Here is a 21931-nt window from a genome sequence, read left to right as displayed (position 1 = left end):
AATTCGAGAAGTTTTCTTTCCCGAAAATATCGTTCCTAACAGTGGGATCCATGTTGTTCCTGTATTCTTTCGGAAAACCGTTGAACGGAACCGCAGGCGAAAATCTCATTCTCGATTTGAGAAAATCGGAAGATATCGCCGTGGAAAACAGCCCCGATGTTCGTCTTTTGGGAAGCCAACAGATGATCAAAAGTTTAATCGTAAAGGAAAGTTGGAGAACCTACTTTCCAACCGCTTCGGTTTCCTGGTTTAGAAACACGAACGTCGTCGAAAACGAATCGGACAGCAGATCGCAAAGGATCGCGTTGAACGTCGATCAGGTGATCTTCGACGGCGGAAGAAGATCTCTCGCTCTACAAGCCGCGTTGAACGATTTGAATCTTTCCAAATTCGACTTTTTGATTTCGATCAACAACCTCAAACTCAAGGTAAGAAACGCCTATTACGCGCTTCTCAGCAATAAAGCGCAACTCGAGATTCAAGCAAGATCCATTCAAAGACAAAAGGATCAGCTTCGTTTTTCTCAAAGAGAATTAAAACTGGGAGAAACGACCGAGGTTCAACTCTTACAGATCGAAAACAGATTGAACGAAATCATTCTTCAAAACAAAAGAACCGAAACCGCGTATCAATCCGGAATCGAAGAGTTTAAAATTCTTTTGCGTTTACCGAGTTCGACGAAACTCGCGTTGAGCGCGGACATTCTTCACGGAATCAAATTCGCATACAAGGAACTGTCGCTCGAAAACTTGGTAGGCCTTGCGTTTCAATCGAGAATCGAATTCGCAAGAACCAGAGCCGCCGAAATCCAAACGACTTCGGAATACGAAATCGCAAAATCATTCTATATTCCCACCGTATCCGTGGGAGGTTTCTACGCTTCTTCCGGAGACCGTTACGATCCGAAACAAAGGGAATACGGATTCAATTTCAAATTCAGTATGGCCTTAGGTCCGAACTCGATTCAGGACACTTCGAATTTCATCTCCAGAAACGAAGACGCGAACCGTTCCCTTACTTCCACAACGACTGTCGGAATCATGGACAACATGCAGTATAAGAGAAAGATCGCGCAGACGGGAATCGCCGCCGAACAGGCTCAGATCACGAGAAGACAACTCGACGATATCATCCGCATCGAAGTCTCCAAAGCATTACAAAATTATAAACTAACTTGGGAATCCCTGAAACTCGCCGACGAAAACGCGAAAGTTTTCGAAAAAAGACTTCTCATCAAGGAAAAACAAGTGAGCTTAGGCGACGCGAGAAGAACCGATCTCGCCGAAACGGAAATTTTTTACTTGGAAGCGATCAACACGATGATTTCGTCCAGAGTTCAGTATTTAACCGCGGTTTCCCAATTGGAAATGGCGATCGGAGCCAGTCTCGACTCCTTGGAACTAATCAAAACCGGAAAAAATTAAATGAATAAAAATAAATTCTTAATCGGACTTTTCATACTTGCAACTTTGGCTTTCGTTTCCTGCGGCAAAAAGAAAAAGGACGAAAACAAAAACGACAACAAACCTCCGTATGAAATGATCCCGTTGACGCTTACAAAACAACAATCCGTCATCAGCGTTCTCGGAAGCGTTTCGCATTACAACAAGGCCGAAATCACGTCCAAGGTTCTGGGAAGAATCGAAAAGGTTTACAAGGAAGAAGGAAACAGAGTCGCCAAAGGACAACCTCTGGCGAAAGTCGAAACCTTAAACTTGGAGATCCAACTCAAAAAAGACGTTGCGTCTTTGGAAGTGCAGAACAAACAAATCGAACTTACAAGAGCGAAATACATCCAATCCAAACAAAGAGTGGAGCGGGAATTAGCGAATATAGAAAAAGCGAGAGCGGATTTAAAAGATTCTAAAGCGACATACGATAACCTCAACAGGACGTATGAAAACAAAAAGGAGCTTTTTAAAATCGGAGCCGTTTCCGAAACCGAATTGAAAGGAATCGAAACCGGAATCGTATCCGCTCAAACGAACTATTTCAAAGCGCAGAAGAATTTGGACACGTTGCAAGTCGGTTATCGTCCGGAGGATTTGAAACGCGCGGGCTTTAAGGTTCCCACCGATAAAGTCAAACTGCACGAAGCGCTCGTCGATCTGAATACGATCGTAGAAAAATCCGAACTGGATATCGCGATCGCAAATTTAAAAAGTATTCAAGCGAGTATCGATTCGACAAATCTTTTGATCCGAGAATCCACCATTCTTTCTCCTTTAAAGGGAATCGTGGCGGTAAGATCCATCTTCCCCGGCGAAGCGGTTAAGGAAGGTCAGGCGATTTACGTGGTAGTGGACGATTCCGAATTCTTATTAAAGTTTGCGGTAAACGAATCGGATCTCAATCGAATCAAACCGGATCAAGAAGTCGAGTTCGTCGTCGACGCATTGCCGAAGAAAAAATTAATCGGAAAGATTTTGATCATCAGCCCGATCATCGATCCGCAAAGTAGAACCGCGGAAGTGAAGGTAATTTATAAAAACAACGAAGAATTGCTTCGACCGGGAATGTTCGCAAGAGCGGAAATCAAGGACTTGAATCCGGAGCCCGCATTCTTTATTCCCGCAAAGAGTATTCTTCCCGGAAAGGAAAAGAACGAGGGTTTTATTTTCGTATCGAAGAACAATCTTCTCTTTAAAAAACCGGTTAAGATTGAAAGTGTGAGCGGAGAAAATTCGAGAATCACCGGAGATTTAAACGAAGGAGAACTTGTCGCGATCGGAAACGTAGCCGGTTTGAAGGAAGGTGAAAAAGCTCCCGAACCGATCTTAAAAAAGGAAACGACTCCGAAATAAAATCAGTCGTTCAAAGGTAGGGATTTGAATTCCTGAGGCTTCTTAAATTTTTCCTTTATCATTCGGATCCAATTTCTTTTGTTTCCGTTTCCCTTTCTTTCGGACGCGAAAAACAACACGGGAACGAATAACAACGTTAAGACGGTGGAGATGCTGAGTCCCGAAAAAACGGTGATCGCGAGAGGTCTCCACAACTGACTTCCCTCTCCAAAATCCAACATCGTCGGAACCAAGGCGGTGACCGTCGTAAGAGTCGTCATAAGAATCGGCCTCAATCGTTCCGAAGCCGACTTCAACGTGGCTCGAATCAAAGCGAAGTTTCTATCAACCGCCTTACTTTCGTGAAGAATATGAATCGTCTGATCCACGAGCATGATCGAGTTGTTGATAGCGATTCCCGCGAGAAGAATAAATCCAATATAAACCGAAATGTTAAGCGACATTCTAAAAACGAACAAAAGAATAAGATCCGCAAACACGCCGAGAGGAACCGAAACCAAAAGAATCCAAGGAATCTTCAACGATTCGAAAAGCGAAGCGAGGATACAATAGATCAAAAAGATCGCAAGAAAGATCATAAAACCCATTTCTTTCTTATTCTTTTCCAACTTCTTATAGGAGCTTCCGAACTCGAAATAATAGTTATCGGGCATCTGAATTTCCTTCAACACCTCTCCGATCTTTACAACCGCGGAACCGAGATCCAAACTTCCGAGTTTCGCGGTGATCGTCACCATTCTTCGTTTATTTTTTCGATAGATTTTCGTTTCTCCTTCCTTTTCTTCGGGGACGGAAAGTTCGGCGATCGATATGGAAGTTTTGGCTCCGGGAATCTTATATGCGGCCACTTGATTGATGTCGATTCGATCCACTTCCCGAAAACGGACTCGTATATCGATCTCTTTCGATTCTTCTATAAACTTAGTGGGAATGGATCCTTGGATCGCGGTTCGCACGTAGTTTCCCACTTCCTGCGAACTCAAACCCGTAAGCGCCATCTTATCTTGAAACACGTTTAAACGAAATTCCTGTTTACCGTCTCGGAAACGTAAGACCGTTTCCTGAATTCCAGTGATCGACTTTATTTTTCCCGCGGCTTCTCTTGCGATGTCCTTCAACTTCGAAGGATCGTCTCCGATAAATTCTATATCCAATTCTCTTCCGCTGTCCATCGATCCGTTTTCAACGTAATAAACGAAAACGTCCTTGAGCGGTTCCGTCAATCCCTTGAAACTCGCGATCAACTCGTCCGAACTTTTGGATCTTTTATCCGGAGGTTTCAATTTGATGTATAAGTCGGCGTGCCATTTTTCGATCTTAGAATTGATCTTTTCCACGTCGGGAACCGTCTTGATCAGATCTTCGATTCGTTTTACCCGATCGCTCGTCGCTTCCAAATGGGTTCCCGTTTCCAATTCCACGCTGGCACGGATTTCTCCGGCATCGACGGGATCGACGTATTCCTGTTTTAAAAAAGGAGTGATCGCGCTTCCTGCAACGATCAACCCGATTAAAGAAAGATAAGCGAGTTGAGGCTTCCGCAACAATCCGCTTAAAAACGCGAGATAGAATTTTCTCAGTCTATGCAGATTGAATTTATTAGAAAAATAGCGAGTATAAAAATCTCCGATTCTACTTCCGATGATTACCAAAAAATTCAGACGTTTTCCGATCCAAGGAATGCCCAAAACGTAAGAAGAATCGAAACGAAACGGTTTAAAGTTTTCGGATTTGGATAGGAATATTTTCGCGAGCTGAGGCAAAAAGAAAAGGGAAACACATAAGGAAATCAGAATGGAGAAACTCACCGTATAGGACATTCCTCCGTAGAGTTGTTTCAATTCTTTGGAACCGATAAAAAAAGGAAAGAATACGGCGATGTTGGTTAACGTGGACGCCGCGAGTTCCTTGTATAAACCCAACACGGATTGATCGACCGGATCAACGATCGGTTCTTGCTTCGGAGACTCCGAATCCTTCGTGTTCGATTCTTCTTTTTTGGATTTCTTTTTTTTCTTTTCTTTGGGTTCGCTCGAAACCTCGCCTTTCAACTTCGCAAGGGCTTCCGCCTTTGCATCGGCTTGTTGTCTAAGAAAAAAGATACGATCCAAAACCACAACCGAGTTATCGATCAGCAAACCCGCGCCCAAAGCGAGTCCCGCCAAGGTCATTACGTTGATTCCCGTTTTGGTTAAGAACATCACCGCGAACGTGATTACGATCGATAGCGGAATCGAAGCGCCCACGATCAGAGTCGCTCTGAAGTTTCTTAAAAATAAGAACATTACCAAAATTGCAATCAATCCGCCCGTCGCCGCCGAACTCGAAACACGATCGATGGAAATTTTGATGAACTCGGATTGATCGTATGTGACTTCCGTTTTAACGTACGGAAAAGAAATCTGCGAAAGCTCTTCGCGCAAACCTTCACAAACGGAAAGTGTATTCGCTTCCCCCGCCTTTTGAACGTAAATGGTTACGTTTTCGTTTCCATTCTCCCTTGAAATATCTTCGCGATCCCGATGACCGTCGTAAACGTTCGCGATGTCCTTGAGTTTGATGAGTTTGTCCTGAGCGGGAGAACGAACTGTGATCTCTTCCATGATCTTCATGGCCGAGAATTTTCCGAGCACACGGACGTTGATCCAATGTTCTCCGGATTGAATTCTTCCCGCGGGAAGATCCACGTTTGCGGTTCTGATTCTTTCCATCACTTCGGAAAGAGGAATCCCCAAGTGATTTAGAATATCACGATTTACTTCTACTGTGATTTCCCTATATCTTCCGCCGCCGACTCGGATCTCGCTGACTCCATCGACGCGTTCGAGACGTTTTTTGATTTTGTTCTCGGCGATTTCTCTGAGATCCTTCAACGAATAACTGGAAGATTCGAGTTTAACGATAAAGATGGGACGATCGCTCGGATCGTAACGAATCACAGCGGGTTCTTCGACTTCTCTCGGGAACGTATCGCGGATCAGATCGATCTTCGATTTTAATTCCACCGCCTTTAACGTGAGATCCCTCACTTCTGAAAAAACGACGTTGACTCTGGATTCTCCTTCTTCCGAAGTGGAATAGATCGATTCGATACCGCCGACTCCGACGATCTGTTCTTCGATCGGCTTCGTCAGAATTTCTTCGATACGGGAAGGAGCGACGCCCGGATATTTCGTTACGATCGTCAGCGCGGGAGATTCAGTCGTCGGCATCAACGACACGGGAAGAAGACGAACCGAGATCATTCCCCAGAGAAATAATCCGAAGAACAACATGAACGTTGTGATTCTTCTTCGAAGAAAAAAGGAAAGAAGGGAATTCATTTTTTACGAGTCAACTTGGAGATCTGTTCCACGTAAGTCACGTATGCCATCGGAATAAAAACGAGTGTCAACACTGTGGATACGATCAAACCTCCCATGACCGAAGCGGCCATCGGTCCTTGCGGAGAAGGCGGACCGAACGTGATGAGCAACGGCAGAAGTCCGAGGATCGTAGTCGCGGTCGTACTCAAAATCGGATTCAATCTTCTGCGTCCGCCCGCGATCACCAATTCTTCCGTTGTGCGAAAATCAGCCGCGTGCAACTGATAGAACTCGATGAGAATGATCGCATTATTCACAACAACTCCGGCGAGAAGAATCATTCCCATAACGGAAATGATGTTCAACGTTTTACCGGTAACGATCAAACCCATGGCGACTCCTACTCCGGAAACGAAGATCGAAAAAAGAATCACGAACGGAAGACCGACGTTCTCCATGTTCGAAGCCAAGACCATATAAACCAAAAGAATCGAAAGTGCGATCGCGAACGTTAGAGAGTCTATGGACTTCTCCATCATCTTTTGCGTTTCACCGGGAAGAATGGAAATATCTTTCCGATCCGAATATTTTTGAATCACCGGTTCCGCAAGAGACGCCGCTTCGCTGTATTTGATATCCGAGAACTGAGCCTTGATGATACCGACTCTTCTTCCGTCGTAACGAAGAATTTTTCTATTCGAAGAACCCGATACGATATTCGAAAAATCGCGCAGACGTATAAAAGCTCCCGATTGAATTTTAAACAACGTATCGGAAAGAGATTCCGTTCCCGTTCGATCGCTCAAACGATGTCTTACCAAAACGGGAATCTCGTCGTCGTTCCTTCTAAATCGAGTCGCTTGTTCTCCCTTGATCACCGCTCTCAAAGTTTTTGCGACGTTCTCGACCGATAAACCGAAACCGGCCATCTTATCCCGATCGATCAAAACGCGAAGCTCCGGAGTTTCTTCGGAAAAGGAGGAAGTCGCTTCCGTGAAATTCGGTAAACCGCTCAACTCTTTTCGAATCTCTTCGCAGACTTCCTTGAGTAGTGCAAGATCTTGACCGGAAACTTCGAGCGTAAGTCCTTCTCCCGATTCGGGAAGAATGTCGGATAACAAATCCTTTGCGGGTAAGAATAGAACCTGAGCGCCCGTTTCGTTTTCCAGATTGCTCAAAGATGTTTCCGACTTTTCGATCAGATCCTCTCCGACGTCGTAAGAGGTAAGTCCTATAAAAAGTTCCGATCTGTTTAATCCGAAGTCGCCTTTCGGATTGATGATGAGATCCTTTTCTTCGTAGCCGACCTTTAAGAAGGTTCGCGCGACCAGTCCCGATTGATTTAGAATATCGACGACCCGTTTGGAAATTTCGGTCGTTCTTTCCAGAGAAGAGCCCGCGGGAAGAACGATCTTTGCGGACATCTCCGCCTTTTCGACCTGAGGCATCAACTCCACAGGAAGAAGTTTAAACAAAAGAATAGTCAATGGTATCAAACCCAAAACGGAAAGAGTGACCTTTCTTCGATTGGAGATGACGAACTTTACGGAAAATACATACAATTCTTCTAATATGTTAAGCGACTTCTCTCGGAACGCCCAAAAGAATGCGAGACGTCCGCCGCCTGTTTGTTCTTTGGAAAAGAAAGGTAAGGTGCATAAAACGGGAATAAAACTTACGGAAACGAAAAAGGACGAAATCAAAGAATACGTGATCGAAAGAGCAAACTCCTTAAAAACGGAAGCGGCGATCCCTTCGATAAAAAGAATCGGAAGAAATACCACGATACTCGTCAACGTTGAGGAAAACAACGAACCTACCACGTCTTTGGTTCCTTCCATAGAACTCTTAAAGGAATCGTTCGGATATTTTTTCTTAAACGCGAAGATCGATTCCAAAACTACGATGGAAGAATCCACCATCATACCGACTCCGACCGCAAGTCCTCCGAGAGACATCGTGTTCAAAGTCATTTTCTGAAAATACATAAACACGAGCGTAACCAAAACGGATACCGGAATCGAAAGGGTTACGATGATCGATTCTCGAAACGTTCCCAAAAAAAACGATAACACGAAAAAGCATATGATGATCGCTTGTAATCCCGAGGAAGCGACTCCTCCGATGGAATCGCGGATAAAAACGGACTGATCCGCTACGATGATGAGTTTCAGCTTGGAACCGAATTCTTCGTTTACGAAATTTACGACTTCCTTCGCTTCGTCCGAAACGAACACGCTGTTCTTCCCCGCTTCTTTTTTTAATACGACGGCGACACATTCTTCCGAATCGTAAAAACTCGCGCTGGTTCTTTCCTTATAAGAATCGACGACCTCCGCCAAACTTCTCAGATAAACGGGCGCCCCTCCTTCGGAAAGATTGATGACCAAGTCGGCGATACTATCGACTTTTTCGTAAGCGCCCATCGTTCTTACTAAGATTTCGCGATCTTCTCTTTTGATGTTGCCCGCGGGAAAGTTGAAGTTGTTGGCTCCGATTCGTTGTATGATCTCGGAAGGACTCAGACTGTATGAGTTCAACTTGCCCCGATCTATGTTCACGAGAATTTGTTTTTCATAACCGCCCGTAATCGAAACTGCGGCGATTCCGTCGACTCTTTCGAAATAGGGCGCAATGTTCTTCTTTAGAAAATAACGGAGTTCTTTGGGATTGATTCCGGTGGGCACGACCGCGATCTGTAAGAGAGGTGCGTCGTTCGGATCGAATTTTAATACGACCGATTTTTTGGCGTCGATCGGAAGACTTCCCTTTACGAGATCCACTTTCTCCCTCGTTTGAATCGACGCGGTGTCCATGTTGGTTCCCCATCGAAAACGGATCTTAACGATGGAAACTCCTTCCAAGGATTCCGAAGTGATTCGATCGACTCCGTTCACGGAGGATACGATTTCCTCGACGGGTCTTGTGATTAAAGTTTCGATCTCCGAAGGAGAAACGTTTTCATAAACCGTAATCACCGTGAGAGTCGGATACGATATATCGGGTAAAAGATCAATCTTCAGATCCTTTACGCTGATTCCACCCAGCAAAAGAATCAAAAGAAAGGTAACTAACGTGGTTACCCGATTTCTAAGAAAAAACGCGGTCATTCAAATACTATCAAAACCGGAACCGAATCGTATAGTCGTTATCCATCGTGTTTCCGTATGTGTCCTTTACTCCGGACGCGCCGCCTTTCACTCGAAGCAAATACGTCGCTCCTCGGCCCAGTCCAAAAGCGGTGGTTCCATAAGCTATGATTCCGGGCGCTAAGGCAATCGGGGTCGCATCCACGAGGTTATTGACGTATTCGGTAACCGAGGTTCCGCTTCCGAATTCTCTCGTTAAGGAAAGTTGAACGGAACTTAAAAGAATCTTCGATTGAACGTCGCCCGTTAAAGTTGCAACACTCCCAGAAGTCACACAGGCGGCGGTCGTACTAAATTCGCCGTAGCAGAAAAGTACATAGATCGGTTGAGTACATCGATCTACGGGAACATCGGCGACGCAGGTTCCTGCAATAAGCGGAGAGCCCGGATTCAAGTTGATTTGATTCGTGAAAAACTGGTTACTAAAAGCGCCTTCCGAATAAATTCCCTGCACTCGAATTTTTTGACTGTAACTTCCATCGACCTTGATGTAGTAGACGTAACCTCTTCTCAATTTGTTATTTTGAAGATCGACGATATTATTGGTGATCGTCAGAGTATATACTTTATAAACATCTAATGTTTGTAGAAAATCGATACGGAATCTCGTGTTCGTCGCGTTTGCGGACGTAACCGTAAAAGGCACGGATGGAGAAATCTGAACCCCGTCGTAGACCGAGGAAAGTTTCACCTCTTCCGTAAAATCTAAAAAGATCGGCTTATCCTTATTTAAACCGGAAGTGATCGTATATTCGGTCGGAACAGGTATGTCCGCGGCGGCAGGATTCGAAACGGAAGTATTCGGAAAACTCACCTGAGTCAGATCCGGAACCTGAAAATCGTTCCCCACCGTAAAACTGATGTTCACCGGTTGGGCCAAAGTGTTTCCTGATTCGTCTCGAACCGAATTGGCGATCGTGATCGTATAAATCGTACCGAACACAAGAGACTGCTTAGGAGTAAAAACAAAACGAGTATTTCCGTTCGAAACGGCAACGCTCAAAAAATCCAAAGGAACATCGGGACGAATCGAAATTCCGCTGTAAAGAGAAGCGATATCGATCGGCTTGTTGAATTCTAACGTAATCTTCGTATTGGGGTCGACGCCGGTCGCTCCGTCCTGAGGGATCGTAGTGATCACCTTCGGAGTTCCTAAGTCCGTATTAAAACTGAAATTCACGCGCAAGTCGTCGATGAGATTCACTCCCATATCGCTTTCCGCTCTCGACTTAGAAACGACATAGGTGTAAAGACCGGCCGCAGTCAAAGCCTTGGACGGTTTAAAAATCATAGCCCGATCTACCCAACGAAAGGTTCCGTCTTGAGTAACTCCGTTGTTGCTTAGGGAGAATGCGCCTTCCGTATACGGTTTATTCATATTCTTTGAAAAAAGAACGACGATCTCCGAATTCGGATCCACTCCGCTCATTCCTTGTCCAGGAGAACTCATCTCCACCTTCGGAGGTGTGGAATCCCCCAATAGATGAACCGCAGGAAGAAAGTCGAAAGGTCCTTGTGCGTTGTCCAAAAGTTGGGAACAACCGATCGAAAATAAACCCAAAAACGCGAAGACCAATCCCTTACATAAGAATTGAATGATATTGCAATGTCTTATTAAAAAGCGAAACTCAAGGATCATAGAATAAGAACTCCAAATCATTCTTCAGAATATTGCCGTTGATGTCTTGGATACCGGAGGCCCCGCCCCTCAAAGTGAATTTATACCTCACCTGGTTTCCGGAAACGCCGCGGATTCGAACCTTTACTCTTTGCGGATTCGCAGTGGGTATATAATTGATCTGATCGATTCGAAGAGAGCTCGTGGTGGGGCCGCCCGAAAAATAATCGATCGAAATGTTTCCGGGAGCGAAAATATCCCCGTCTCCGAAAGTCTTCAGAGCTCTTCCTCCCGATGTATTGAGCAAAAGTTCGAACTCGTATTGGGGACTGGTGCATAAGGGTTGTGGTTGAATCGGATAAACCGTGTTCAAGTTCGGAGCGGCCGGAACCGTAATATCCAAAGAAAGCGAACTGCAAGTCACATCGATCGTATTTCCGTTCGCTCCGGCAAACGCGATGGCACGGCTGTCATTCGGATTGTCCACCAAGAAATCGATGATATAACCTTCCAAAAGATTCTGTCCTTGAAGACTTTTTGCTGAATTCGAAATCTTCAATCGGTAAGTGGTTTCCGATTGTAAAGGAGCGGACGGAGTAAAACTAACCGAGGTTCCCAATGTGTTCCAAGAAAATTGACCCGATATCGCAGGTGAAAAGGTGATCGCACTCAAAACGGATTGTTTGTCCATCGGATCTGAAAAATCGAAATCAAAAGTGTCGTTCTTAGAGTTTCCGGTTACGGCGGCATTAATCGCAGGATCGGGTAGGAATGATATGTTCCAAGCGGGAAAGTTACCGGGCATACTTGGACGTACGGTCGGTCTGACCGAAGCGGTCCCCGCACTGAAGGAAACGAGATAATCTTTAGCAAGAGGAATTCCCGAAGCGCTTTTTGCGGAAGAAGAAACACGCAACGTATAAGTGGTTCCGATTTCCAAGTCGGACTTCAGTTGCAAAGTAGCCGTCGTATGAGTCGCGTTCCAAACGAGAAGATACACGGCCGGACCGCCCGAAATGGAAATCGCCGAGTTCGCGGAAGCCTCGTCCATCGGTTCCGAAAAATTAATGACCGGACTGTTGGATGCTCCCCAACCGGTAACGATACTTCCCGTAGAAGCGGGCAAGGAAGAGACCACACTCGGAACCTGACCGAGTCCTTCGGTGTAAAAATGGCTTAGAAAATTCTTAGCCATAAAATTGTTGTCCTGATCTCTTACTTGGCCCTTATTGATGCTGATCTCGTATCTTTTGCCTTCCGTAATACCGCTTTTAAATTCAAGAATGAGTCTCGTATCGAAAACCCAACTCGGAGAAAAGGCCGTATTACCTCCGTTAGCCGAAACCGAAATCGAAGCCTCCGTAAAAATCTTATCCATGGGTTTGTTAAAGTCGATTATGATCGTGGAATCCTTCGACACGTTATACGTGTTGTCCGGAGGACTGATCGCAACCACTTGCGGATAAGCGTAATAACTTTTCCATTCCAGACCGAGCTGGGCGAGAAGTTTATCCTCGCCGTCGTGACCGCAGGAAATCAAAACGACGGAAAAAAATAAACCGAACGCGAGTCTGATCCAGATGGAAAATCGCAAAGGGAGAATTCGAGAGATCGGAGATACTGTTTTCATATTCAATTCAACTTAGGTGAGGCTAAAAGAAAAGTTTTTCGGAGAGAAAAACGGATTCCTTTCGCGCAAATCCGCTTCCACATAAGAATCCTATTCCCTGCTCTGAGTGTGTTCGTTCGCTCTTTCTTCGAGACCGGCTTTTCTATACAGATCCGCCAAATCCCTATGAATTTTATCGAACTTTCTCTTAATCTCCAGGGCTTTATGATATTCTAATAATGCTTCCTTGATCTTGCCTTCCTGTTCGTAGGCCTTTCCGAGATAATACAACGCATCCACTTGACTGTCGTCCGATTGGGTCGCATAAACCAAATGTTGTTTCGCCTCTTCCTTTTTGTTGCCTTCGTTTAACAAAATTCTTCCCAACCAGGAATGCGCGTTCGAATTTCCGGGAAAATCATCCACGATTTCCTCGAAGGTCTTTTTCGCGTCCTCGAATCTTCCGGAATAATAATACGACTTCCCGAGCATGATCCTGGAAGAGATCAGTTTTTTATCCTTTTTGGAAGCGGACTCGAACTTTTCGATCGCTGTTTTGAGATTTCTTTCGGAATAGGCCTGAATTCCTTCCTTATAAAAAGCAAGGGCTTCTTCCTGCGAAGAGCAGAAGGTCGACAAAGAAAAAAATATTATAAAAATGTAAAGTTGTTTAATCTTGAATGACTTTATTGATCGCATTGTATTTTATCTGAACCGAATTATTTTTTTTCAGCGCGCCCACTACTTCCTTCTTTTTATCGTTCCGGATTTCGTAGATTTTTTTCCATTTTAGATAACGGGCCGTGTTCTCCAATTTTCTCTTTGCTTCCTTTTCCGAAAGACCCTCGGGCAGTTTGCCCTTATTCTTTTTGTAAAATTCCTCAATATCCTTGTCCCGAATCTCGATGTCCGGAAAGTTATTATTGATCTCGAAAACGCCGGATTTTTTATCCAAATAGTAAGCGATGATTCCTTTTCGAAGATACGGCCAAAGATAAGCGGCCGCTTCGGGACTGTTCAAATCCAATTCGGTGACCGCGTCTTTCAAGATCACGGTATCTTCGATATAACGGTTTAGATATTTCTCAAGTTCTTCGGGAGGAGGAAATTCCTGCTTCAACTCGAAGTGGGATCTTTCGAAAACGAGTTCGTCCCTAAACGCGCTTGCCGAATAGGCCGCTCCGTTGAGCTGAAACAACTCAGGCTTGCCTTCTCTTCGATCCAACTTCGTTTCGACGACCTTTTCGATCGGATAACTTTTACCGCAAAAAACGAAAAAGAAAAAACAAAGAGACAATACGAAGAATTGAATCGAAAATCCGAACTTGTTTCGTAACATTCTTATCCCTTCTTCAACTCTTCGATTTTAGCCTTTGCGTCTTTTTTAGGTTTTTCATATTCCGCGGGAGCGAGATCGATGAACTTCTGATAACTTTCGATCGCCTGTTTTTTGTTTCCTACGCGAGTATAAACGATTCCTAAATTAAAATACGCTTCCGAAATGGAATCGTCGATTCCAACAGTTTTTACATAGCTCTGAATCGCTTTTTCGTTGTTCTGTTGTTTTTGATAAGCGACACCGAGATTATAGAAAGCCCTTCCATAGGAAGGATTTCTTTCAGTCGCTTTAGCAAAATATATGATTGCTTGATCGAGTTTGCCTTCGTTGAGATAAGTAACGCCTACGTTATTCACATACTCGGGAGATTGAGGATCGAGTTTGACCGCTTTTTCAAAAAAGGAACGAGCTTGAATGAAATCGCCTTTGCCCAACAAGGCAACTCCTTGTTGATTGAAGTCGAAAGCCTTTGATTGTTCTTCCATCGTCGGTATGCTGTCTCCAAAACAGTTTGCGGAAATTCCGAAAATAACCACAAAAAGAATAATTAACATTTTTTGATTCATAATTCGTTTTTTATCTTCCTATTGGCCAACATTCTAGACGAATATTGGATTCCTAACTAATTTTCGAAAAAATGATTTCATAAATTTAACTCTTCTAAAACTTATTCTCATTCAAGTTTAAAAATAAAAGCCAAGGCGTAATGAATGGGACATAAAATTCTCGAAAGCTTAAGAAAAATTTACTTCGGTTTAATAAATTCGAGCGTTAAAGCGTATAACGCAGTGAAGACGTTCGCAAAAACCAGAAGAATTCTTTTTATCGTATCCGTCTCGCTTCTTTTTACGGCCATACTTCTGCCCACATTATTCTTCACTTTACGAAAATCTAAATGTATCTACGGCAACTGCAAATACGGATTCGGTGCGAAAGAATTCAGAGACGGAACCCGTTATGCGGGAGAATTCTACAACGGATTTTATAACGGAACCGGCACGATCCGAAATCCGGAAGGCCATTCTTACGAGGGAGAATGGAAGCTGGGTAAAAAACATGGAAAAGGAAAATATCTTTATCCGGACGGAAGTTCTTATGAAGGACAATTCGTAGAGGACGTTAAAGAAGGTCTGGGTCTTTTTACCTGGCCCGATAATACGAAATTGAGCGCGGTATTCGTTCAAGGAGAACCGGAAGGAAAAGGAATATTAAGACTTTCTAATGGAATAGAATTTATCGGAGATTACAAAAAAGGCGTCGTTTATCAGGGAAAAGGAATTTATATCTACGACGACGGAAGCAAATACATGGGAGAATGGTTGAACGGCAAAAGACACGGCAAGGGAACCCTTTTCGGAGAGGCCGGAAACATCATTTTCATCGGAGAATGGGAAAACGACCAACAGAAAAAAGCAATGTCGCTTAACAATCCTCCTTCTAAAAAGTAACGAACATGAAACAAAACTCCATTATCTCGAAAATTCTTCGGACCGGATCGATTCTTCTGATTCTTTCCGGTTTAACGATCCGTTCCGTTTCGGCGGAAGAAAAACAAAACATACGATACGTGATCACCTCCGACGGAAAGTTGAACGTAAGAGAAAAACCGAAAGACGGAAAAGTGATCTTACAACTGGAAAAGGGAGACGCGGTAACGATCAAAGAAGGCTCTCAATACGAAGAATGGCAGGAGATCGTAACGAGTTCGGGCAAAAAGGGATTCGCTTCGGCCGAGTTTCTGAGCAAAAAACGACCGGAAGAATTGGAAGAAGCGAAACTTTTCGGCTCCGTTTCTTCGAGCACGGAAGGAAGTTGGTTCCGTTCCCTCGCAATTCGCATTAAAAACCAGTGGTTTGCCGCGAGCGAATATTCCGCGGAAGCTTATTTCCTCGAAAAGAAAGCGATTCAAGCAAAGGAAAAAGCGACCGCATACGAAGGAGTTTCGATCGCGGGAGAATTCTTCCCCGAAAAAAAAGAAATCACCGGATGCCAGGAAATCCGAGTCGTAAAAGGAAACTTCAACGCATTCAAAAAAATCAATACTCTTGAGAACTCGGTGTACGCGATCTTCGGCTCCAAAATCGGAGACAAGGTGCGCTCGGAAAAATACAATCCGAACGAAAAAATTTCGAAATTGTTGGATTCCTCCGTAAACGCGGTTTTCAAAAAGAAACACCCGAAACAAGCGGAGTTAAAATTCCTAAAACGAGGCGATCTTTACACGATCCAATCCCCCGGTAAAAATTATCTTTTCGTCCGTTACGCGGTTAAGTTGGAAGTCGAGGAAAAATCGTATTACGCGGCGATCTTCGAATTCGACAACGGCGAAATCGGAAAGAAAATATTCGAAAAATTTGATATTCTAATGAACGAACAGGCGATGTACGGCGGGCAATATCATTTTATGGACGCGCTGGATCTGGACGAAAACGGAACTCCCGTAATCATTCTCCATCACAACGGCTACGACGGTTATATCAACGAATTTGCAAGAATCAAAAACGGACAACTACAGACCATGTTCTTAACGGGCGGAGACGCCTGCTAAGAACCGGCCTTTGTCGAAAGCGAAACGATTTCGGAAGTCCATTCTCCCTTAGGCGCTTTTTTTAGAAAGCATCTTGGAGGAAAGGATCTGTTCTATATGTTCGATGAACGTTTCGGCGATCGGTCTGTAATTCAAACCCAGATCTTTTTTGCTGTAGGAATGATCGAGTTCGAAGGAAATTCCCACGTTACGCGAAATATAGGACCAGGTTAATCCGAAAAACGGCCCGATCATATAAGTCAAAAACTTAGGCAAAGAACTTTTCGGCGTTGGAAAACGATTTCCGTATTTCTCCCGAATGATCTTTGCTACATCCAAAAACTTTAATGTGTTTGCGGAAACGATATGACGTCCTTTCGCAGAAGGAGTAAACCCGGCGAGAATATGCGCCTTCGCCACGTCTCGAACGTCCACAAATCCGATCGTCATATCGGGAACTCCCGGCGCGAACTTTCCGTTGATCATCGAAAGCATAAAGTTTACGCTCGTTCCGTCGGCGCGTTCCGATACGGAAGGTCCCATCACAAAGGAAGGATTGATCGTCAACAAATCCCATTTGGATTGTGTGTCCGCGATTCTCCACGCCTCGCGCTCGGCCAAGGTTTTGGAATACGGATACGGCTGATGATTCAAACTGCTCGTGGTATTCCAGTTCGCTTCGGAAAGACGGCAGTTCGGAAACGATAACGCGTCCGCGTTGTCTCCCATCACCGCCGCGACGCTGGAAGTCAGAACGATTCTTTTTACCGTAGAACTCGCGTTAGCCGATTCAAGAACGTTTCTGGTTCCGACGACCGCAGGTTCCACGAGCTCTTTTTGCGGATTTTTGATTCCGTCTATCACAAACGGAGAAGCGGTATGAAGAATCAACTCCACTCCTCCCTTATCCTGGATCGCGTTTAAAAACGAACCTTCTTTCAGAAGATCCGCTTCGTAGAGTTCTAGTTTTCCGGGAAAACGTTCCGCGAGTTCGAGAAGATGGGAGATTTTTTTGTAATCCGATTTGTTTCTTACCGTGGCCCTTACGGAGATTCCATCCTCCAATAAATAACGGACCACCCAGGAAGCGATGTAACCCGCGCCTCCCGTAACAAGAACCGGTTTAGAACGGTCGATTTCTTTCATTTCGTTTCTCCGATACGATACAACGGATCATTCAAGATTCGTTAATTACGTTTTTCTGATAGACTTTGATGTCCCGGATGCACTTGAATTCCGGGGAACTTGGTCGCAAGATCTTTCAGAAAATTTAGACCCGCCTTGTTCTTTTCCTGGTCCGCGGTAAAATCGCCCGGAGGAACGTTATTCTCCCATCCCCAAGCCGTGTGACAGGAATCTCCCAATACGAGCTGATATCCGGTCGAACTTTGGATCAAAAACGCGAGACTTCCCTTCGTATGACCTTCGATGTGAAACACCAACAAGGATTGATCCCCGAAAAAATCGAGAACGGGATAGGAAGAATCGTTGGACGCCGGTGAAAAACTCAACTCGGATAAGGCCGGATTCTCGCCCAAAAGTTGATCTGTGGTTCCTTGAACGAACGAGTTGATAAATTGTTTATGAGTCGCCTCTTGCGGTCCGACGTAAAGCGGAGTTCCCGCTTGAAAGTCCTTAGATCCGAGAACGTGATCCAAGTGCATATGAGTCAGAAAAATTCCTTCCAATTTCTTAGGATCTTTTTTGAGCCATTCTTCCGCGGTCAAGTGAACCTTAAAAGCCGCGGTGTTCATCACGGAAGCTACAAGCCAGGAGACCGGCCATTCCTTCGGATCCTTTCTGAAAATCTGCGCGATTCCGGTATCGATCAGATATCTTCCGAACTTAGGATGATCGACGACGTAGAAATAGATTTGAATCGGCTCGTCTCCGGATTGAAGCGATGCGGCTTTCGCTTTCGGATCTTTTATATTGATCAACCCCGCGCGATCCGCGACCCAGTCCGCCGCGAGTTTTTTCTGAAAGAGAATCGGACCTTTCGGATTTTGTTTTAAGTCCTTTAATTCGAACGGTTTTCCCAAGTTCACGGTTTTGGAAGAATACGATGTCACCGCACACGAAACGAATACGATGAAACAGAAAAATTGTAAAAGGTATCTCATGTTTCGTAAAATTCCAAACAAACGGAAATCAGCAAGACGGATTTGAAATCCGTTTATAAATTCTCTCGTCAATAGTCGAATATATGATCCACTTTAAATCCGCTCTTTTCCGAGTTTATTAAAATTTCATGAAGTTTTGAGACGGGAGCGACCAAGGCGACCCGTTTTCGATTCGGTTCGGTTAATATTTCCCATTCGTATAATATTTCTTCCCGATCGCGCAGATTTACGTCGGAAGGAACGATCAACGTCATAAGAATCTTTCGATTGCCCGCGATCTCGATAAAGGAAACGTTCTTTTTTACCAATTCGGGAACGGCTTTCGTAAACGCTTCGTATCTCGGAATCGATCGGATCTTACCGTTTCCATTCTCCACAACCCAGGCTTTTATTTCGAAAGTTTCCGGCGCGTAAACGGACTCGGTTCCGAGCGCGATCAACTTTCCGTAAGCGGCTTTGACGAGAAGTTCGGTGGAAAAGAAAATTCTCCTTTCCCATCTTCGGATCAAACTCGTGTTTTCTCCGTCTCGAATCGTCCAAAATTCCTTGAACTTAGAATAGAACGGAAACTCGTACCAAGGCCGCAATCGTACGAAGTCCGTGTAATCCCTTGCAACTTTTTGCATATAGGTTTCGACCTTCGTCTCTTCAGTGAGCCCCGTCGTTCCCGCGATCCATTCCGTAAATCGTCCGAACGTATTTTCATACAAGGACTTCAACATCAATTCCGCGGAATAACTGACTCCGATGACGTTGATCATAAGGTGATAACCCCAGTTGAATTCGTAATCGTTCCAGGTTTTGACGATCACCCTTCCGTACATTTTCCAAAACTGCGCGATACTTCCGAAATACGGAAACGCGCTCGGTCGGGAATGCATTAAAAAATTCGCATATTCATCCGAGCTGAAAACGATATACCATTCCGGCAATGTGAGAAAGGTCTGATCCTCGTTGCGCGTATAATCGTTGAGAGAATCCAAGGTCAGTCTGATCTTCTGATCCTCTTCTTTGTGGAAGTAATATTTGTCCCAGAGCTTATTTCTGAACTTATACTTCGGATCGAGCCTTCTTTTTAATGCGAAGAAGCGGTTCGCGTTCGGATACGCCTTATGAAACTGGGTCACGGTCGCGTGCAGTTGATACGGAAGGTAATACGCGCCGCCGACGCTCGTAACCGCGTCGATCAATTCTCGGGTCCAAACCCCGACCTCGTTTTTGGCGCTCGCATAAACTCGTTGTTTGTAATAAACGACAAAGGAAAAAACTTCCGTTCTTCCCCAAGCCATCAACGAACCGGAATCCGCTTTCGAATGACGGATCGAAATGTTCATCACGTTCGCGTCGTGTTTCCGAAGAATGTTTCTCATCAAAGGATAGAATTCGTCGAACTTCTCCACGGGAACGAAATATTCCTGCAGAACATACGTGCTGATTTTTCGAGTCGGCGGTTCCAACTCTTGAACGTCGTAACTGGCCTCGTAGTTTCTCCAGACGATTCTATCTTTGCGGTAATACAAAGGATCCAAAACGGATTCTCTCAATTCTTTTCCGTACGGAAGTTCGGTTAACCAAAAGTAGATGAGATTTTCGAGCCAATAACTTTCCTTAATCGGAACGATCTTATCCGGAACGGTGACGGGTTCCTCCGTTTCTTCCCAAGTGACCGCGTTTACGTTTTCGTAAGCGGGAGGATAAATATCCCCATTGTGAAACTGGGCTTTCGGATTGTTGCGTACGTTTTCAAAAAAGAATTTTTTGTATTCCGTAATCGGAAGTTTTTTTACGAATCGTTTTACCTTTTTGTTATCGGTGAGTTGTAAAGCGACTTCCGTTATGATTCCGATCGCACCGTAACCGCCCACGGCCGCATAAAACAATTCCGGATTTTCCTTAGGACTTGCGTTCATCGATTTTCCATCGGCTAACACGAGTTTGATGGAGCGAACGGAAAGAATCATAGGACCGTAACCGACGTATCTCCCGTGTGCGTTGACGCTGAGAGAACCGCCGACCGTGAAGTTCGAATAGGTTTGTTTGATCTGAACCGAAAGATCGAAAGGATCGATGAACTCCTGCAGTTTTCTCCAGGTGATTCCCGGTTCGACCGTGATCAGTTTCGCTTTCGGATCGAAGGAAAGAATTTTATCGAACCCTCTCGTGTCGATGAATAACGCCTTTTCCGTAGCGATCTGACCTCCCATGGAGAATCTTCCGCCTCCGATGGAAATCGGACCGTCGTGATTTTTGACGAGGTCTTGTATTTCGTCTAACGTGGTTGGAGTTACGACCCGGTTCACCGGAATCGGATTGATCTGGGTTACGTCGTTTACGATCGTAGGTTCGGCAAAAAGAGAACCGACAAAGAGGAAAACTAAAAGAAGAATTGTTTTTTTCATGCGGATTTTACGAATACCATCAACGTATTTTTAGTAGGATCGCCTTTTTGAAGAACGTATTTTTTCAGAGGTTTTAAACCGAAGACGCTGACCCTTTCTTCGATCTCGGCAACCGAAGTAAAGTTCCGGATTTGTTGCGCCGTTTCCTTCCAGGAAATCTCCAAACCTACGTTATACACATCGTGAGCCAACGCGACAATCGATTTCATTTCCTTCGAATATACGTCGTGATCTCGGAGAACGAGTTTTCCTCCGGGTTTTAAAACGCGCGCGATCGAACCGATAAAACCGTCCAAACGTTTTGCGGGAGAATGATGAAAGCCTATAAAGTTCGTAACCAAATCCAAACTCTCGGATCGGATCGCGGCGTTCGAAATCGGATCGTAATCGCCTAACGCGATAAATTTGCCGACCTTTCCGATCTGTCCTCGTTCTGCCAGATCCTCCGCGCTGTATTTCGGTTCCAAGTCGTTTAACACGAACACGTCGCCGGAAAGTTTCAGTTTCTTTTTGAGATGGCCCACGTATCTTCCCGTGGTTCCGATTTCCAGATAACCGTTTACGGGACTCCCTTCTCCTAAAAGTCCCGAGACTTCATTCGAAATTTCTAATTTTTGTTTTTTGAGAGCGGGAAGCGCGTAGGTAATGGCCCCCGCGAACGGCTTGATCTGAGGAATCTCCTTCAGAATGGTTTCGTAAATCTCGCGATCGTTTTGTTTCGATTGGGAGACTTCGAATATAAGTTTATGAAAACTTTCCTCGGGATAAAGATGATATACGTTTTGAAGAAATAAAAAGAATTCTTCCTTGAGTTTTGGATCCAGATAAACGTTTCTAAAGTTCGATTCGGATGGCGCGTCTAAGGCGTTCGAATTCTCCTTTGTTTGCGGAGGATTCTTCCCTTTCTGATCCTTGGAAAGCAGGTCCAACGCGAACCCGCTCAAATATAAATAAAGGAAGGACTTTAGAAATTGTTTCCGATTCAGTTCTTTCATGGGCGTCAGATTCAACGGATTATAATTCTTTCACAATCCATTTTCGAAGACGTAAAAATCGGA

General features: G+C 44.6%; 15 protein-coding genes. 4 read left to right on the top strand and 11 right to left on the bottom strand.

What is annotated here, in order from left to right:
- Positions 1–50: 50 nt before the first annotated feature.
- Positions 51–1424: a TolC family protein gene (locus LEP1GSC052_RS19165; protein WP_051185375.1), complete on the top strand. Its 1374-nt coding sequence runs from the start codon at positions 51–53 to the stop codon at positions 1422–1424.
- Entirely contained in the window at positions 1425–2804 is a 1380-nt protein-coding gene (locus LEP1GSC052_RS19160) for an efflux RND transporter periplasmic adaptor subunit (RefSeq protein WP_020986821.1), read from the top strand.
- A 2-nt stretch (positions 2805–2806) separates the two neighbouring features.
- Here LEP1GSC052_RS19160 and LEP1GSC052_RS19155 read toward each other — a convergent pair whose 3' ends face one another.
- The 7 genes from LEP1GSC052_RS19155 to LEP1GSC052_RS19125 form a co-directional block, all read right to left on the bottom strand.
- Positions 2807–6127 (bottom strand): efflux RND transporter permease subunit, encoded by a 3321-nt coding sequence (locus LEP1GSC052_RS19155; RefSeq protein WP_010572648.1) that lies wholly within the window; start codon positions 6125–6127, stop codon positions 2807–2809.
- Positions 6124–9219, bottom strand: coding sequence for an efflux RND transporter permease subunit (locus LEP1GSC052_RS19150; RefSeq protein WP_020986066.1), 3096 nt, complete (start codon positions 9217–9219; stop codon positions 6124–6126). Before LEP1GSC052_RS19150 ends, LEP1GSC052_RS19155 begins: the two co-directional genes overlap by 4 nt.
- A gap of 10 nt (positions 9220–9229) precedes the next feature.
- Positions 9230–10897 carry an Ig-like domain-containing domain gene (locus tag LEP1GSC052_RS19145; RefSeq protein ID WP_020986494.1) on the bottom strand — a complete coding sequence of 556 codons (1668 nt, stop codon included), beginning with the start codon at positions 10895–10897 and terminating at the stop codon, positions 9230–9232.
- Positions 10887–12506: an Ig-like domain-containing domain gene (locus LEP1GSC052_RS19140; RefSeq protein ID WP_010572652.1), complete on the bottom strand. Its 1620-nt coding sequence runs from the start codon at positions 12504–12506 to the stop codon at positions 10887–10889. The genes LEP1GSC052_RS19145 and LEP1GSC052_RS19140 overlap by 11 nt, the downstream gene beginning before the upstream one ends.
- 90 nt (positions 12507–12596) lie before the next feature.
- Positions 12597–13124: a tetratricopeptide repeat protein gene (locus tag LEP1GSC052_RS19135; RefSeq protein ID WP_020986497.1), complete on the bottom strand. Its 528-nt coding sequence runs from the start codon at positions 13122–13124 to the stop codon at positions 12597–12599.
- A gap of 31 nt (positions 13125–13155) precedes the next feature.
- Complete coding sequence (locus tag LEP1GSC052_RS19130; RefSeq protein ID WP_020985875.1) at positions 13156–13824, bottom strand: hypothetical protein; 669 nt, start codon at positions 13822–13824, stop codon at positions 13156–13158.
- Between the two features lie 2 nt (positions 13825–13826).
- The gene (locus tag LEP1GSC052_RS19125) at positions 13827–14390 is read right to left on the bottom strand and encodes a tetratricopeptide repeat protein (RefSeq protein ID WP_010572655.1); all 564 of its coding nucleotides are present in this window, start codon (positions 14388–14390) and stop codon (positions 13827–13829) included.
- Positions 14391–14534: 144 nt separating this feature from the next.
- Here LEP1GSC052_RS19125 and LEP1GSC052_RS19120 point away from each other — a divergent pair, with 144 nt between their 5' ends.
- Together LEP1GSC052_RS19120 and LEP1GSC052_RS19115 are read left to right on the top strand one after the other, a co-directional pair.
- Complete coding sequence (locus LEP1GSC052_RS19120) at positions 14535–15272, top strand: MORN repeat-containing protein (protein WP_010572656.1); 738 nt, start codon at positions 14535–14537, stop codon at positions 15270–15272.
- A gap of 5 nt (positions 15273–15277) precedes the next feature.
- Entirely contained in the window at positions 15278–16372 is a 1095-nt protein-coding gene (locus LEP1GSC052_RS19115; protein ID WP_020986751.1) for an SH3 domain-containing protein, read from the top strand.
- A 48-nt stretch (positions 16373–16420) separates the two neighbouring features.
- On the opposite strand, the gene LEP1GSC052_RS19110 is transcribed toward LEP1GSC052_RS19115, so the two are convergent.
- The 4 genes from LEP1GSC052_RS19110 to LEP1GSC052_RS19095 form a co-directional block, all read right to left on the bottom strand.
- Positions 16421–17497 (bottom strand): NAD-dependent epimerase/dehydratase family protein, encoded by a 1077-nt coding sequence (locus LEP1GSC052_RS19110; RefSeq protein WP_010572657.1) that lies wholly within the window; start codon positions 17495–17497, stop codon positions 16421–16423.
- A gap of 41 nt (positions 17498–17538) precedes the next feature.
- A complete protein-coding gene (locus tag LEP1GSC052_RS19105; RefSeq protein ID WP_240631003.1) occupies positions 17539–18474 on the bottom strand; it encodes an MBL fold metallo-hydrolase in 936 nt (311 codons plus the stop codon).
- Positions 18475–18542: 68 nt separating this feature from the next.
- Positions 18543–20873 carry an FAD-binding oxidoreductase gene (locus LEP1GSC052_RS19100; protein ID WP_010572659.1) on the bottom strand — a complete coding sequence of 777 codons (2331 nt, stop codon included), beginning with the start codon at positions 20871–20873 and terminating at the stop codon, positions 18543–18545.
- Entirely contained in the window at positions 20870–21868 is a 999-nt protein-coding gene (locus tag LEP1GSC052_RS19095) for a class I SAM-dependent methyltransferase (RefSeq protein ID WP_010572660.1), read from the bottom strand. The genes LEP1GSC052_RS19100 and LEP1GSC052_RS19095 overlap by 4 nt, the downstream gene beginning before the upstream one ends.
- Positions 21869–21931: the final 63 nt, after the last annotated feature.

It is taken from the genome of Leptospira kmetyi serovar Malaysia str. Bejo-Iso9, assembly GCF_000243735.2.
GTDB lineage: Bacteria > Spirochaetota > Leptospiria > Leptospirales > Leptospiraceae > Leptospira > Leptospira kmetyi.
The sequence above is the reverse complement of the archived record's forward strand: the minus strand, read 5'-3'. Positions and strand labels throughout refer to the sequence as shown.